The sequence below is a fragment of the Hoeflea algicola genome (assembly GCF_026619415.1).
Classification (GTDB): domain Bacteria; phylum Pseudomonadota; class Alphaproteobacteria; order Rhizobiales; family Rhizobiaceae; genus Hoeflea; species Hoeflea algicola.
Window position 1 is genome coordinate 3,321,606 of record NZ_JAOVZR010000001.1, and the last position, 14,821, is coordinate 3,336,426.

A 14,821-nucleotide genomic window follows, 5' to 3' on the forward strand; every position below is an offset into this window, starting at 1 on the left:
TATCAGATGGCCTCGAGAAGTCTTTCGGTCAAAATGGTTCGGGCGCTATCGGTCCAGGGGGTGGCTTCGCCATAACCCCAGACCGGTCCCGGCCATGCCGGGTCGCCCTGTTCGCGTGCAATAACATGAAAATGGAACTGGGAAACCTGATTGCCAAGTGCCCCGACATTGATTTTGTGGCACCCGGTTGCCTGCTTGAGTGCCTTGGCGGTGATCGAGGTCTCAAATGTCAGCATGGTCTGATCCAGCGGCGTCAGGTCGAAAATTTCAGCAATACCAGGGCGTTGAGGCACCAAAAGCAACCAGGGCCAACGGCTGTCGCGCATTAGTCTGAGCTGACACAAGCCGAGCTTCATCAGCAGCGTGCTGTCGCGTTCAAGCCGGGGGTCGAGGGCAAAAAGAGACATGGGCAATCCGGAAATTCGAAGTGAAGAACCGATCCTAGCAGTTTTTTTGGCTCTGGCTTGCTTTTGCCGAACCGATTGACGATATGTGCAGTCGGGAGGTTGGTGGTGGACGAGCCACTCGCCAACCGGGTCAGGTCCGGAAGGAAGCAGCCCTAACGAGCCCGGCACGGGTCACCGTGCCAGCCTCCCACCCTTTCGCCCGCGCCATGAATGGCAGATCCGGTCATTGACCGGGTTCGACCGGGGTGCAAACATTCCAGTGCATGGTGCGCACCATCGATGGTGGCTGAGCGGAATGATCATGCACAGGATTCATATGGCAGAGCGTCCCGTGCGCTTCTAATTGAACGCGCGGCGCTCTAACTGGATGGCAATCAGGCCAGCGCAAGGGCGGCACGAGGATCATGGACGAACCAACCGGCACGAAGCAGACGTCACCGGTGGCCGGCTCCGAAGGGCAGGCGCCGTACCGGGTTCTCGCACGCAAATACCGACCCACGGATTTTACCGATCTGATCGGCCAGGAGCCGATGGTTCGTACGCTGACCAACGCCTTTTCCACCGGTCGTATCGCCCAAGCCTGGATGCTGACCGGCGTGCGCGGCGTCGGCAAGACAACGACCGCCCGCATTCTGGCCCGCGCGCTCAACTACCGGACGGCCGAGATTGACCAGCCGACCATCGATCTGACGGTGCCGGGCGAACATTGCCAGGCGATCATGGAAGGCCGCCATGTCGATGTCATCGAGATGGACGCGGCCTCGCACACCGGCATCGATGATATCCGCGAGATCATCGAACAGGTGCGCTACCGCCCGGTATCGGCGCGCTACAAGGTCTACATCATCGACGAAGTCCACATGCTTTCCAACCAGGCTTTCAACGGCCTGCTCAAGACGCTGGAAGAGCCGCCGGCGCATGTGAAGTTCATTTTCGCCACCACCGAAATCCGCAAAGTTCCGATCACCGTGCTGTCGCGCTGCCAGCGTTTTGATCTGCGCCGCATCGATTCGGGCCTCCTGGTTGCGCATTTCAAGAATGTCGCCGGCCAGGAAGGCATTGCTATCGACGACGAGTCGCTGGCCATGATTGCCCGTGCCGCTGAAGGCTCGGTGCGGGACGGGCTGTCCCTGCTCGATCAGGCGATTGCCCATGGCGGCGGCGCGGTCGATGCCGAGGCGGTGCGTTCGATGCTGGGTCTCGCCGACCGGTCGCGCGTGGTCGAGTTGTTCGGTTCGCTGATGGGCGGCGATGTTTCCGCCGCACTTGCGAGCTTTCGCAACCAGTATGATTCGGGCGCGGGCCCGTCGGTGATCCTGACCGATTTGGCTGATTTCACCCATCTCGTTACCCGGCTCAAATTCGTCTCCCAGGCTGCCGACGATCCGTCGCTGACCGAGACCGAGCGCAGCCGCGGCGCCGAATTTTCCAGTACCCTGTCAACCGCGATCCTGTCGCGGGTCTGGCAGATGCTGCTCAAGGGCATTTCCGAAACCGACACCTCCAGCCGCCCGGCGGCGGCGGCCGAAATGGCACTGATCCGCATCGCCCATGCGGCCAGCCTGCCATCGCCCGAGGAGGCGCTGAAGGCATTTCAGAATGGCGGCGGCGCGAGCGCCGGCGGGCCGGTGCAATCGGCCGGCTCATCTGCAGGCAATGGTTCGGGTGGTGGCGGTGCTGCACGTGCGGTCGGCGAGCGCCACATGCCCCTGGGCGGCGGCGGCGGCGGTGGGCAGCCATCGATGCGGCTTGCCCACTCGGCTGAGCCGTCGGTGCAGGCAGCGGTCGTGGCCGAACCGGTGCAGCAGGTCGCCATCAGTTCGCTTGAGGACATGGTCGCGCTAGCCGAGCAGCATCGCGACATTGCCATGAAGGTCCAGATCCGCACCGGCGTGCGTCTGGTCCGGATCGAACCGGGTCGGCTGGAAATCAGCCTCGCGCCCGACGCCAGTCCCACTTTGCCGGGCGAATTGACCAAGAAACTGGCCGACTGGACCGGGGCAAAATGGGTCGTGTCGCTCAGCCGGGAAGAGGGCGCCCCGACGATTTCCGAGCGCGAGGTCGCCAAGCGCGAAGCGCTTGTCAGCGACGCCCGCCAGGACCCGGATATTGCCGCCATCCTGTCGCGCTTTCCCGGCGCCAAGATTACCGATGTGCGTATCACGGTTACCGATGACGTGCTCGATGAGGCAACGCTTTCACCGTCCGAGGATGGCGATATCCTGCCGGCGGAAATTGAACCTGACGACGACGACACCGACTAGATCAACGGCACCGATGCCAGTCGACCGGACCCGGTTTGGCGGCGCAGCAAACCAAAAGGAGACGCCGATGAAGGACATCATGGGCATGATGGGCAAGATCAAGGACATCCAGGGCAAGATGGAGCGCATGCAGGAAGAAGTTGCGGCGATGGAATGCGAGGGCGTTTCCGGCGGCGGCATGGTCACTGTCCGGCTTTCGGGCAAGGGACAGATGCTGGGCGTCTCCATTGATCCGTCGATGTTCAAGGAAGACGATGTCGAGATCCTCGAGGATCTGATCGTCGCCGCGCACAATGACGCCAAGGGCAAGGTCGAGACCATGATGGCCGAGCGCACCAAGGAACTGACCGCCGGGCTGCCGATCCCGCCCGGCATGAAACTGCCGTTCTGAGCCGAGACAGCGCGTATGGTAAGCCTTGAGGGCGATGCTTTCACGCGTCTTTGCCCGGGGGCTTGTCATCGGGCTGGCTGTAGCGGGATTGTTGAAAGCCGGAGAATGAAATGCAAAAGCGGGTAACCGGGCCGGAGATCGAACGGCTGATCCAGCTACTTGCCCGGGTGCCTGGGCTGGGGCCGCGCTCGGCGCGCCGTGCGGCGCTGCATCTGATCAAGAAGAAGGACCAGTTGATGGGACCGCTGGCGCTGGCCATCAGCGAGGCCCATGACAAGGTTCGCATCTGCTCGACCTGCGGCAATGCCGACACTTCTGACCCTTGCGCGGTCTGCACAGATCCTACGCGCGACCAAAGCGTCATCATCGTTGTCGAGGACGTTGCCGATCTCTGGGCGCTGGAGCGTGCCGCGGCGATGAATGCCGGCTACCATGTACTTGGCGGCACCCTGTCGCCGCTTGATGGCGTCGGCCCGGATGACTTGTCCATTGCCGGCCTGGTCGATCGCGTTGCCAAGGGCGGGGTGCGTGAAATTCTGATAGCCGTCAACGCCACTGTCGAAGGTCAGACCACCGCGCATTACATCACCGAGCAACTGTCCGGCTTCGATCTGAAAGTCACCCGCCTGGCCCATGGCGTGCCGGTTGGCGGGGAACTCGACTATCTTGACGAAGGCACGCTTGCCGCCGCCATTCGCGCCCGCACCGCGTTCTAGAGGATCCCGTGATGTCCCGTTTTCTCAACCCCGAGACCATGCCGAAACCGGCTTCGAATTATGTTCAGCTGGTAGAAATAACCGGCCCCGGTCGTCGCCTGATCATTTCCGGACAGATCGGCGTCACCCCTGACGGACAGCTGCGCGAGGGCTACCGCGCCCAGGCCGAGCAGGCCTGGATGAACGCGCTGGCAGGTCTTGAGGCCGGCGGCATGGGGATCACCGACATCGTTGCCATCCGGGTCTATGATGTGGCTCCGGGCGATGTTGTTGCCTACCGGGAGATCCGCGATCAGATGTTGCAGGGCCATGCGCCCGCCGCCACCTACGTGATGGTGGCCGGCCTGGCCCATCCTGATTTCCTCACGGAAATCGAAATCGAGGCGTTCTCGGCAATCTGAAGCAACGATGCCTGCTGCCGCGCCATTTTCCTAACCCACCCGGCAGGCTAGGATCGGCCATGATTCGCACCCTGGTTACATCTCTCATTCTGCTTCTGGCCGCATTATTTGCGGCGATGGCGCCGTCGCTGGCGGCAAGCAAGGCGGACGTCGAAGCGCAGTTTTCGCGATGGTTGGAAGCCGATCTGTGGCCCGATGCGCGCCGCGCCGGCGTTTCCAAGCCTGTCTTCGAGCGCGCCTTCAGCGGCCTCCAGCTTGATTGGGACCTGCCCGATCTGGCGCCGCCGGGATTTCCCAAACCCAAACAGCGCGCCCAGAGCCAGGCCGAGTTCCGCAGCCCCGGCGCCTATTTCAGCGAAAAGCGGCTGCAGGGTCTTGCCGCCTCCGGCCGCTCGTTGATGAAAAAACATGCCAGAACCCTGGCCGGGATCGAGCAGCGCTACGGCGTCCCTGCCTCGATCATCGTTGCGATCTGGGGCCGTGAATCAGGTTTTGGCCGCGCCAAGATACCTCATTCGGCGGTTCGGGTGCTCGCCACCAAGGCCTTCATGTCGACCCGCCCGGATCTGTTCAGAACCGAGATCCTGGCGGCGCTTGTGATCCTTGAGCGGAGTGGGGTTCCGGCCTCGACGCTGAAGGGATCCTGGGCCGGCGCCATGGGGCAGCCGCAATTCCTGCCCTCAAGTTATCTCAAACATGCGGTCGATTTCGATGGCGACGGCAAGGCCGATATCTGGAACTCGGTGCCCGATTCGCTTGCCTCGATCGCCAATTACCTAGCCCAGTCGGGCTGGGTCCGGGGTCGTGACTGGGGTTTTGAAGCGGTCATTCCGCAAGGCGTGACTTGCGCGCTGGAAGGCCCAGACCGCGCCAAGCCGATCCGGGATTTCACTGATATGGGCATCATCCGCATTTCCGGACGGCCGTTCCCCGAGCATGAGCGCAAGGCGCCGGGCATGGTGTTGGTACCGGCGGGTGTTTTCGGACCGGAATTTATCGTCACGCCGAATTTCTACGTGATCAAGGAATACAACAATTCCGATCTCTATGCCCTGTTCATTGGCAATCTCGCCGACCGCATCGCCCATGGCGTCGGCGCTTTCGTCACGCCCTGGGGCAAGTCTGGTGGCATGCTGCGCTCCGATATTGCCCGGCTGCAGCAGGCACTGGAGAAAAGCGGCTACGACGTCGGCGGCGCCGATGGCCTGCCCGGCTACAAGACCCGCCGCTCGATTGGCGAATGGCAGGCCCGCAACGGTCAGGCGCCGGGGTGTTTCCCCACACCGGCGCTGCTGAAGTCGCTTCGCTAAGGGCTCTGAGGGCGGAGGGCCGAGGGTTGGCGGTTCAGCCTGGACGCTTGTTGGCGCCAGTCAGCTTGCCGAACTGATAGCGGAAATAGTTGGAAACCATCTTGCCGTCACCATAGAGCCTGCGGGTCAGCGCCAGACCTTTCGCAGCTTCGCTTTCGGCCAGCTCGGCGTCAGCGGTAGCGTGCCGGAAGATGATTCCGGTCGGCGCCACGATGCGCTCGGGAACAAGCCCGGCGCGGGCGGCCGCGACAATCAGATTGTGATGGTTGAAGCCCAGCAAATGGGCAAAATGCAGCGCCCCGAATCCCTTGTTGGGATGGGCTTTGCCGAGATCCGGCACTTCGATGTAGACCAGACCGTTGGGAGCAGACCATTGCGCCATCTGCTCGAGCGCGGCTACCGGATTGCTCAGATGCTCGACAACGTGAAAGCAGGTTACCAGATCGAAGCGATCCTGGTAGCTCACATCCTGCCAGCCCTTGATCGAGATCCGATCGCCATGCAGCGATTGAGCATGGCTGCCATAGGTGTCACCGGGTTCGAACCCGTGTGCATCATGGCCTAGTGCCAGCATCGCCGTGACGAACTCTCCCGAGCCACAGCCGAAATCAAGCGTGCGGGCCTTCTCCGGCATCAACCCTTCAAGTTGTCGAACCCGATTGGCGGCCTCCACATGGCGCTTTTTCAGGTGCTTTTCCTTGGGCGCGGTATCGGCAGCCTGATAGTCGAAGCGGTAGAAATCGGCGTAATAGGTCGCCAGTTCGGCGTCGGTCGGCATCGGGTTGGTGTAGAGCAGGCCGCAATGGTCGCAGGCAGCTGTCGACAGTCGCTTGAGCCGCCGGTCGATCCCGGCAACCTGGTGACTTTTGTCGTGGCCGCAGCCGGGACAGGCAACCGGGTGGCCCTCATAGGGATACCGGGTAAACGGCAGGAAAAACGACAGGAGGCTGTAGTGCATGATTTTTGTCCGGTGGCGAACGCCGCCAGCGCTCATTTAGACGGTTCAATACGCGACTCTGCCCGGGGAGGAAAGGTCTGGTCCTGTCTTTGCCGCCCGCGCGGCGTCTCTGCAGAACGATGACAGCCTCGCTGGCCGGGTGGCGCGCTTTATCCACAAAAGGTTGCTTGCGGCGCCAGGCGGGGGGCGGCTAAACTCGGCGCCAAGGCGTGGCCACGCCTGAATTCCGGCCAAAGTCCGGTTCATCCCGAAGACCCCGACCACGAATTGCCTGACAGTTCAAACCACCGCAGCTAGTTGCATAGGCGATTGTATGAGGCTTCCCTCCCTATCTGTCATAATTCCAAGCTATAACCGCCCGACCTCGACCCTCGCGGCCGTCAGGAGCGTCATCGAACAGGATGTCGAATGCGAGATCATTGCGGTTGATGATGCTTCCACTGGGCCGGACGAGCTTGCCAAGCTGCTTGCCGGAGAGCCGCGCGTAAGATGTGTTCGCCGCAAGACGAATGGCGGGGCCGGCGCCGCCCGCAATACCGGTCTATCGCTTGCGAGCCACGATCTGGTTACCTTTCTGGATTCGGATGACTGGATGCTGCCGGGAACGCTGGCGCCACGGTTGCGACATGCGGTTTCCGCAGGGTTTGGCGACCCCGAAGCGCGGGTCATTCATGCTTGCGGTTGGCTCGAGACCGGTGGCAAGGGCCGGGAGCGCTATCCTCGCCCTGCGGCCACCAGAGGCGATTTCTTCAGCGCTTGTTGGTTCGCGCCGGGCTCGGCGATCCTGGCGCCAGCCACGCTGTTTCGTCCACCCGACGGAGCATTTGACGAGGCCTTGCGCCGGCTTGAGGATTACGAGTTGTTTGCGCGGCTGGCGGTTGGCGGGCTTACCCTTGCCAGCCAGCCAATCAGGGGCGTGGCGATCAACACGGAAAATTCGGTCCGCAACGACGAGGTTCTGATCGCAGCAGAGAGGATTGCAGAAAAATTTGCCGTCCTGCGCGCCAGCGGCTTGATCGGGGTTGCGGAAGTCCGGGCGGCGCGCGCCTATCTCGACTATGAACGCGCGGCGGTTTTTTCGAGGTCTGGTAAGTCAGCGCGCGCCCTGGCGGCACTCGCGCGGTCATGGCTCAACAAGCCGCGAACCAGCCGGTTTCCGGGACCGGGCTGGGACAAGTCTGCGGGTGGTGGCGTAAGCGGCTGACCCCGTTCTTTCGGCCTGCCTGCTAATGGACGCTCGATTTGGAGAGCAGATTGAGAACCAGAACGCCTAAGACGATCAGGCCGATGCCGAGATAGCCGTACAGATCGAGTTTCTGGCCAAGTAGCACCACGCCGATAAAGGTCACCAGCGCCACACCGGCCCCTGACCAGATCGCATAGGCGACGCCGACGGGGATGGTTTTGAGAATGATCGCCAGAAAATAGAGCGAGATCGCATATCCGACAATCGAGACTGTGGCATAGCCCCATTTGCTGAACCCCTCCGAGGCTTTCAGCGCGGTGGTGGCGATAACCTCGCCGGTGATGGCAATACCCAGAAACAGCCACGGCATGTCAGGAAATTCCTTTGTTGGCGAAGTTCCCGGCGCCAGCCTGGGCGGTATCGAGGGCTTCGAGAAACTGCAATATTTCACGGCGAACAGACGGCCTCGAATCAGGCCCGCCGCCAAGGTCGGACAGCCACAGCCCGTCGGCCGCCAGTCGCAGCGTCCGGGCGACAGCGGTCCGGTCGGTCAGCCGGTGCTGGTGCAGGCGGGCTTCGACCCACTGGTTCCAGCGGGCGCAGAAATGCGGATCGGAACTGAGCATAAGCATCAGCACGGCGAGCCGCTTTTCCTCGGGAACGGTCATGTCGATGCCGGCGATCACCCCGAGATAGGCCCGGGAAAACCGGGCCTGCACGGTCTCATCTGGATTGATGAGCACATCGATCCGGCCGTCAAACCACGCGACCACCTGCTCAAACAGGCCCGAGACCAGCGCCTCCTTGCCGGGGTAATGATGCAGCAGCCCGCCCTTGCTGACTCCGGCTCGGCGCGCAACATTGTCCAATGTCAGTGCCGCCATGCCGTCTTCGACAATGATCTGTGCCGCACACTCGAGCAGACTTGCACGCGTCGCGTCCGGGTTGTTCTTTCGTTGCGGCTGATAGGTCATGCAAAAACATACCGTCTGGACGGTTTTTATACAAGCGTCTAAACGGCTCTGGAAAACTCCTTCCAAGGAGCCAAATGCCGGGCCGCGCCTTCGACCTAACGTAAAAACGGCCCGTCCTGCGCGAGGATGGGCCGTTGCTTTACCTGCACTGGTTAAAGCCTATTCGGCGGCGCTATCCCAGCCGGAAATCGCCTTGGCTTCGAGGAATTCATCAAGCCCCCAGACGCCGCCTTCGCGCGCCCGGCCCGATGCCTTGACGCCGCCAAACGGCGCGCCGGCGCCGCGTGACTGGCCATTCATCTCCACCATGCCGGAGCGCAGCCTGCGCGCCATGCGGTTGCGCTTGGTGCCATCCTGGCTCTGCACGTAATTGGTCAAGCCATAGGGCGTGTCATTGGCAATCTCTACAGCCTGTTCCTCGCTGTCGAACGGAATGATCGACAGCACCGGACCGAAAATCTCCTCGCGCGCGATGGTCATGTCGTTGGACACATCGGCAAAGATTGTCGGCCGGACGAAATAGCCGCGATTGAGGCCTTCGGGCCGGCCGACGCCGCCGGCCACCAGCCGCGCGCCTTCATCGATGCCCTTCTGGATATAGCCCTGGATCTTTTCATACTGCGCCGCAGAAACTACCGGACCGATATGGTTGCCGGGCTGATGTGCGGTCGCGACCTTGGTCTTGGCCGCAACTTCGATCGCCTTTTCGATCGCCTGGTCATAGACCGAACGCTCCACCAGCATGCGGGTCGGCGCATTGCAGCTCTGGCCGGTATTGTTGAAGCAATGGCGCACGCCGCGCGTCACGGCCTTGTCGTCGGCATCGGCGAAGATCACATTGGCGCCCTTGCCGCCCAGTTCCAGACAGACCCGTTTGAAGGTGTCGGCGGCGGCCTTGGAAATTGCAGCGCCAGCGCGCGCCGAGCCGGTAAAGCTGATCATCTCGACATCGGCATGGGTCGACAGGTCGGTGCCCACACCCAGCCCGTCGCCATTGACCATGTTGAACACGCCGGCCGGCACGCCTGCCGCATCAATGATTTCGGCAAACACGATCGACGACAGCGGTGCGATTTCGGAGGGCTTGAGCACCATGGTGCAGCCCGCCAGCAGCGCCGGAATGGCCTTCAGCGTCACCTGGTTCATCGGCCAGTTCCACGGCGTGATCAGTCCGACAACGCCAATCGCCTCCATGGCGATACGATCATTGGGCGCATGGTCGCCAAGCGGACGCAGGAATTTGAAATCCTTGAACGCGGTGATGAAATTATCGATGTGCCAGGTTCCGGCGGTGACCTGGCTTGAACGGGCCATGTCGATCGGCGCGCCCATTTCCAGGCTGATTGCCTGGGCCATGTCTTCGGCGCGTTCGACATAGATATCGCGGATTTTCTTGACATAGCCGAGCCGAGTCTCGGGGTCGGTCTGCGACCAGCTCTCGAAGGCGGCCTTGGCCGCCGCCACTGCGGCGTTGCTGTCTTCGGTTCCGCCCAGCGAGATTGTCGCGCAGGCTTCTTCGGTTGACGGGTCGATGACTTCGAAGTCGCGTCCGGCCAGCGGGCTGACCCATGCGCCATTGATGTAGAATTCGCGTTTGTCGATCATAATCGGTCTCCATCCATTCGGACCGGCCCCGGGGCCCAGCCAATGTGTCTGTCCGATCTCTAGGGCTCCAAGGGCCCTGCTGGCAACCACGATTTCTACCCCGCCACGATTCTCGCGTGCGCGGAACCAAACTGCTGATGCGGGCGGCAAGACGGGTAACCGGGATCAAGCACGGCTACGGCCCACCCCGGGATCAAGCCCGGGGCAATGTCTCAACCCTTGCCGGATGTCGAGGCGACAGAGGCGGTGAAGTAGCGCTGGAACACGACCAGCACCAGCATCGGGATCAGCGAGATAAAGAACGCTGCGGAGAAGATCAGGCTGTAATTCACACCGTAAAGGTCGGCGAACTGGGCGATGGCGATAGCCGCCACCTTGTATTCGGGCGCCGGCGCGATGATCAGCGGCCAGAGATAGGCCTGCCACTGGAACACGAACAGGATCAGGCCGGCGCTGATGATCGCCGGGCGCGACAGCGGCAGGTAGATCCGCCAGAAAATACCGAACCAGCCCATACCGTCGATCTGCGCCGCCTCGCGAATTTCCTTGGGAATACCCATGAAGAACTGTCGGAACAGGAACACAGCCAGCCCGTTGCCGATACCGGGCAGGATCAGGCCGGTATAGGTGTTTTGCAGGTTGGCCTTGCTGAGGATGCCGAACAGCGGCAGGGCGATCGCATCGAACGGGATCAGAAAGCTGACGACGATGACGAAGAAGATGGTCTCGCGAAAGCGGAAATTCATCACCGCCAGGGCAAACCCGGCCATCGCCGAAATGATCAGCCCGACCACCAGCGTTACCACGGTGATGTAAATCGAGTTGAGGATCGCGGTGGCGAACGGCCCCTGCCAGAGTTCGATCATGTAGATCAGGCTGGCGTCGCGCGGCCACAGCGTCCACAGGCTCAGCGGCGAGAGATATTTGAATATCTCCTCCTGCGGCCGCAGCGCGCTGACGGTGACCCACCATACCGGCAGGAAGAACAGGATCGAGACCAGCACGATGCAAGCGATGCGGAATAGACGTCCGGGTTGAATGGTCATGCCGCATTGTCCTCCGGAGCACGCATCAGGCGGAATTGCATCACCACGACCAGCAGCACCAGGCTGACGAGAACCACCGTTGCCGCCGATGCGCTGCTCGAATCGCCCCACACAAATCCTCGGGTATAGATGTCGTTCATGATCAGGTTGGTGCTGCCCTGCGGCCCGCCCTGGGTCAGGATCTGCACCGGCGCGAACACCAGGAAATTGGACACTGTGTTGGCGACCAGCACGAAGGTCAGCGTGCGCCGCAATTGCGGAAGCGTGATGTAACGAAACTGTTGCCAGCGATTGGCGCCGTCGATGCGGATCGCCTCGTAAAGCGATTTGGGGATGTCCTGCAACCCGGCCAGCAGAAAGGTCATCCAGTAGCCGATGCCGATCCAGCTGACGATCAGGATGATCGAGCCAAGTGCCTGATCGGGCGAGGTCAGAAAGCGCTGTTCGCCGAGCCCGAGCGCCACAAGCAGGCCGTTGACCGGGCCATCAGGACGCAAGCCGATCCCCCAGACCACGGCCGACACGCTTTGCGGAATGGCCACCGGCAGCAGGATCAGCGTGCGCCACAGGCCGATCAGCGGGATCGAGACATTGAGCAGCAGCGCCAGTGCGAGCGCGATGGCGATCTGCAGCGGATTGACGATGATCGAATAGATCAGCGTAACAAGGATGCTCTTCTGAAACAGCGGGTCGCCGAAAATATAGGCGTAATTCTCGAGGCTCATCGTCTGTGCGCGCGGCGCATACAGCGATTCAAGCACTGCCATCGATGCCGGCCAGAGGCGCAGCAGGATCACGGCGGCCAGCGTCGGACCGAGAAACATGAACAGAATCATCATTTTTCTGGAACGGGTCACACGCGTCTCCTCGAGATCGCCAACTTGATACAAATCGGCCCGCGCCTGATTTCTCGGGCGCGGGCCGGGACATGAGCGATCAGCGCTGCCGCGGCAGCAGGCCTGTAAGGCGTGACTGGGTGTCGTCCAGCGCCTGCTTTACATCTGCTCCGTTGCGAACATCGGAAAACATGCGGTTCATCTCGGTTTCGAAGGCGACAAAACCGACCGTGCGCGGACGGGCGACGGCTGTTTCCATACCTTCATGCGCCATGATGTCCAGCGCCGGGCCGATCTTCGGGGTCATCTCGCCGATGGCCACGCCGTATTTCTCAAAACCGCCGGCATTGACCGGAATTAGCGGGAAATTCTTGGTGGTCAGGAACGACCCTTCTGCCGTCAGCGTTACGAATTCGGCGAATTTGCGCGCCGCTTCGAGATTGTCGGCGTGGGGGTTGATGCCCAAAGCCCAGGCGCCGGTCGGGGTGACCTGTTTGCCGCCCTCGAAATAGGGGTGCGGCGCGACGCCGTAATCAAGGCCTTCGGCGGCGTTGAAAGCAGCGATTGCCCAGGGACCGGCGATGTAATAGGCGACCTTGCCACGGGCGAACAGGTCGTCCGTCTGGCTTGGCGAGACACCGCGCGGCGCAAGGCCGTTTTCAAAGATGTCGGCATACCATTGAGCGGTTTCCACCCACTTGTCGCCGTTCATGGCCGGCTCAAGCAGATCGTCGCCAGTCAGGCCGTTGCCTGCGCCCGAGGATTCGAACAGGGCTTGCAGCTGGTAGTAGCGGTCCACCTGCTGGAACATTACGCCCCATTCGGCGCCGGCATCCTGTGCCGCCTTGGCGTTGGCGGTTACCTGTTCCCAGGTCATGCGCGCGGAGGTGCCGCCTTCGGGCATTTCCAGCTTCGCAGCCTTGAGCAGGTCGCGGTTGAAATACATCAGCTGGGTCGAGGTCCACATCGGGTAGGCCCAGACCGATCCGCCATGGCTGACCAACTCCAGCTCGACCGCGCTTGGCACCGCGCCGGTGATCTTGTCCTTGGCGTCATCGAGGTTGAGAAGATAGCCGCGCGATGCGAAGGCGGGGATCCGCGGCGTATCGGCTGCATAAACGTCGATCGTGCCGTCGCCGCGCGCTACCCGGGTTTCGATCGCGGTGTTGAGCTCATCGAACGGAACGGTCTGGTGGACCACGTCGATATCTGGATTGGCTGCTTCGAAAGCGTCAATCACCGGCTGGAACACGTCGTCGTTCTGCGCGGAAAGAAAATTTACAGTGACTGATTGCGCCATGGCTGCGGAGACAAAGCCGCCACTTGCAAGTGCCGCCACGGCAAATGCGCAAACTCCACGTCGAATTCTGTTGAATTGCATTATTGGGTCCTCCCGTTTGCACCGCTGAACGCGTCCTCCAAAGGGTCTGCACGTCAGGGAGCCTGAGGCTAGACAGCAAGGGGAGCCTTTGTCAACGCAAATTATACATTTGCCAATAGCCTTGACTAATGTAAAATTGGTGCAGCAGGATAGGGCAACTCGGTCCGTCAACGGTTGTATTTGCGCTGTGCGCGGCAACCGGGCGGGCCAACTGAGGATTTAGGGAGGCAAACGGTCATGGGTGGCGTACAACTTCGTGCTCTACGGAAAAGCTACGGCACGCAGCCGGTGGTTCACGGTGTTGATCTCGACATCCGCGATGGTGAATTTGTCGTGCTGGTCGGCCCGTCGGGCTGCGGCAAATCGACAATTCTCAGAATGATTGCCGGGCTGGAGGAGATATCCGGAGGCGAAATCCTGATTAATGGCCAGGTCGTCAACGGCATGGATCCCAAGGCGCGCAATATCGCCATGGTGTTCCAGAATTATGCACTCTATCCGCACATGAGCGTGCGCGACAACATCAATCTCAATCTCAAGCTTTCCGGCATGGGCAAGGACGAGATTGCCCGACGGGTGGCCGAAGCCGCGCGCATGCTCGATATCGAATCCCTGCTCGACCGCCGCCCCGGCCAGCTTTCCGGCGGCCAGCGGCAGCGCGTCGCCATGGGCCGCGCCATGGTGCGCGAACCTTCGGTGTTCCTGTTTGATGAACCCCTGTCCAATCTCGACGCGAAATTACGAGTGCAGATGCGCACCGAGATCAAGCAGTTCCACCAGGTCATGCGCCGGACCTCCGTTTACGTTACCCACGACCAGATCGAGGCAATGACGCTGGCAGACCGCGTCGCCGTGTTGCGCGATGGTCGCATTGAGCAGGTCGGTGACCCGGTGTCGTTGTACCGGCAGCCGCAGAACCTGTTTGTCGCCGGCTTCATCGGAACGCCGGAAATGAACATTATCGACGGGACCTGTACCGCACACGATGGCGAGAACGCCACCATCGAAATCAGCGGCGGCTGGCCCGAGGCCTCGGTTCCGGCCACTGAGGCACGGCCAGGAATGGCGCTCAGCGTTGGCATTCGCCCGGAACATCTGTCTGTCTCCAGCGACGGGCCGGGCACTCCGGCCAAGGTTGTCCAGGCCGAAATCACCGGCGCGCAAACCGAACTGGTTGTCGAGGTCGCTGGCAAGATCATTCGCGCGGTGGTCAACCGCATCGCCACCTACAAGCTCGGCGAGACGGTCCAAGTTTCGTTCAATCCGCTGAGCTTGCACCTGTTTGACCGCGACAGCGCTCAGCGGGTCAATGGCGCCGCCCATTCTTGATGCATTGAGGAGAAGAC

The 14,821-nt window shown here is 61.6% G+C and carries 15 protein-coding genes and 1 other RNA gene; 8 read left to right on the forward strand and 8 right to left on the reverse strand.

The features are described from left to right. Window positions 1-2 precede the first annotated feature (2 nt). Window positions 3-407 carry an HIT domain-containing protein gene (locus tag OEG84_RS16245; RefSeq protein WP_267654717.1) on the reverse strand — a complete coding sequence of 135 codons (405 nt, stop codon included), beginning with the start codon at window positions 405-407 and terminating at the stop codon, window positions 3-5. Window positions 408-501: 94 nt separating this feature from the next. On the opposite strand from OEG84_RS16245, the gene ffs reads away from it, so the two are divergent. The 6 genes from ffs to OEG84_RS16275 all read left to right on the forward strand — a co-directional run bounded on the left by ffs (window position 502) and on the right by OEG84_RS16275 (window position 5,489). After that, window positions 502-598, forward strand: an RNA gene (gene ffs, locus OEG84_RS16250) — signal recognition particle sRNA small type. A 213-nt stretch (window positions 599-811) separates the two neighbouring features. Beyond that, window positions 812-2,671 (forward strand): DNA polymerase III subunit gamma/tau, encoded by a 1,860-nt coding sequence (locus OEG84_RS16255; protein WP_267654718.1) that lies wholly within the window; start codon window positions 812-814, stop codon window positions 2,669-2,671. 67 nt (window positions 2,672-2,738) lie between these two features. Next, window positions 2,739-3,062, forward strand: coding sequence for a YbaB/EbfC family nucleoid-associated protein (locus OEG84_RS16260; RefSeq protein WP_267654719.1), 324 nt, complete (start codon window positions 2,739-2,741; stop codon window positions 3,060-3,062). A 110-nt stretch (window positions 3,063-3,172) separates the two neighbouring features. After that, window positions 3,173-3,778 (forward strand): recombination mediator RecR, encoded by a 606-nt coding sequence (recR, locus tag OEG84_RS16265; RefSeq protein WP_267654720.1) that lies wholly within the window; start codon window positions 3,173-3,175, stop codon window positions 3,776-3,778. Between the two features lie 11 nt (window positions 3,779-3,789). Then, a complete protein-coding gene (locus OEG84_RS16270; RefSeq protein WP_267654721.1) occupies window positions 3,790-4,179 on the forward strand; it encodes a RidA family protein in 390 nt (129 codons plus the stop codon). A 59-nt stretch (window positions 4,180-4,238) separates the two neighbouring features. Next, window positions 4,239-5,489: a lytic murein transglycosylase gene (locus OEG84_RS16275; RefSeq protein WP_267654722.1), complete on the forward strand. Its 1,251-nt coding sequence runs from the start codon at window positions 4,239-4,241 to the stop codon at window positions 5,487-5,489. A 34-nt stretch (window positions 5,490-5,523) separates the two neighbouring features. On the opposite strand, the gene OEG84_RS16280 is transcribed toward OEG84_RS16275, so the two are convergent. Further along, window positions 5,524-6,447 carry a methyltransferase domain-containing protein gene (locus OEG84_RS16280; RefSeq protein ID WP_267654723.1) on the reverse strand — a complete coding sequence of 308 codons (924 nt, stop codon included), beginning with the start codon at window positions 6,445-6,447 and terminating at the stop codon, window positions 5,524-5,526. A gap of 313 nt (window positions 6,448-6,760) precedes the next feature. Here OEG84_RS16280 and OEG84_RS16285 point away from each other — a divergent pair, with 313 nt between their 5' ends. Then, complete coding sequence (locus tag OEG84_RS16285) at window positions 6,761-7,651, forward strand: glycosyltransferase family 2 protein (RefSeq protein ID WP_267654724.1); 891 nt, start codon at window positions 6,761-6,763, stop codon at window positions 7,649-7,651. Between the two features lie 22 nt (window positions 7,652-7,673). Here OEG84_RS16285 and OEG84_RS16290 read toward each other — a convergent pair whose 3' ends face one another. From OEG84_RS16290 to OEG84_RS16315, 6 genes are all read right to left on the reverse strand, one after another. Beyond that, window positions 7,674-8,003, reverse strand: coding sequence for a DMT family transporter (locus OEG84_RS16290; protein WP_267654725.1), 330 nt, complete (start codon window positions 8,001-8,003; stop codon window positions 7,674-7,676). A gap of 1 nt (window position 8,004) precedes the next feature. Beyond that, the gene (locus OEG84_RS16295) at window positions 8,005-8,607 is read right to left on the reverse strand and encodes a TetR/AcrR family transcriptional regulator (RefSeq protein WP_267654726.1); all 603 of its coding nucleotides are present in this window, start codon (window positions 8,605-8,607) and stop codon (window positions 8,005-8,007) included. Between the two features lie 159 nt (window positions 8,608-8,766). After that, window positions 8,767-10,212, reverse strand: a complete 1,446-nt coding sequence (locus OEG84_RS16300) for an aldehyde dehydrogenase family protein (RefSeq protein WP_267654727.1) — start codon at window positions 10,210-10,212, stop codon at window positions 8,767-8,769. A gap of 212 nt (window positions 10,213-10,424) precedes the next feature. After that, complete coding sequence (locus OEG84_RS16305; protein WP_267654728.1) at window positions 10,425-11,258, reverse strand: carbohydrate ABC transporter permease; 834 nt, start codon at window positions 11,256-11,258, stop codon at window positions 10,425-10,427. After that, window positions 11,255-12,115: a carbohydrate ABC transporter permease gene (locus tag OEG84_RS16310; RefSeq protein WP_267654729.1), complete on the reverse strand. Its 861-nt coding sequence runs from the start codon at window positions 12,113-12,115 to the stop codon at window positions 11,255-11,257. The genes OEG84_RS16305 and OEG84_RS16310 overlap by 4 nt, the downstream gene beginning before the upstream one ends. A 79-nt stretch (window positions 12,116-12,194) precedes the next feature. Continuing rightward, window positions 12,195-13,475, reverse strand: coding sequence for a sugar ABC transporter substrate-binding protein (locus tag OEG84_RS16315; RefSeq protein WP_267654730.1), 1,281 nt, complete (start codon window positions 13,473-13,475; stop codon window positions 12,195-12,197). 237 nt (window positions 13,476-13,712) lie between these two features. Between OEG84_RS16315 and OEG84_RS16320 the strand changes: the two genes are divergently transcribed. After that, window positions 13,713-14,804, forward strand: a complete 1,092-nt coding sequence (locus OEG84_RS16320) for an ABC transporter ATP-binding protein (RefSeq protein WP_267654731.1) — start codon at window positions 13,713-13,715, stop codon at window positions 14,802-14,804. Window positions 14,805-14,821: the final 17 nt, after the last annotated feature.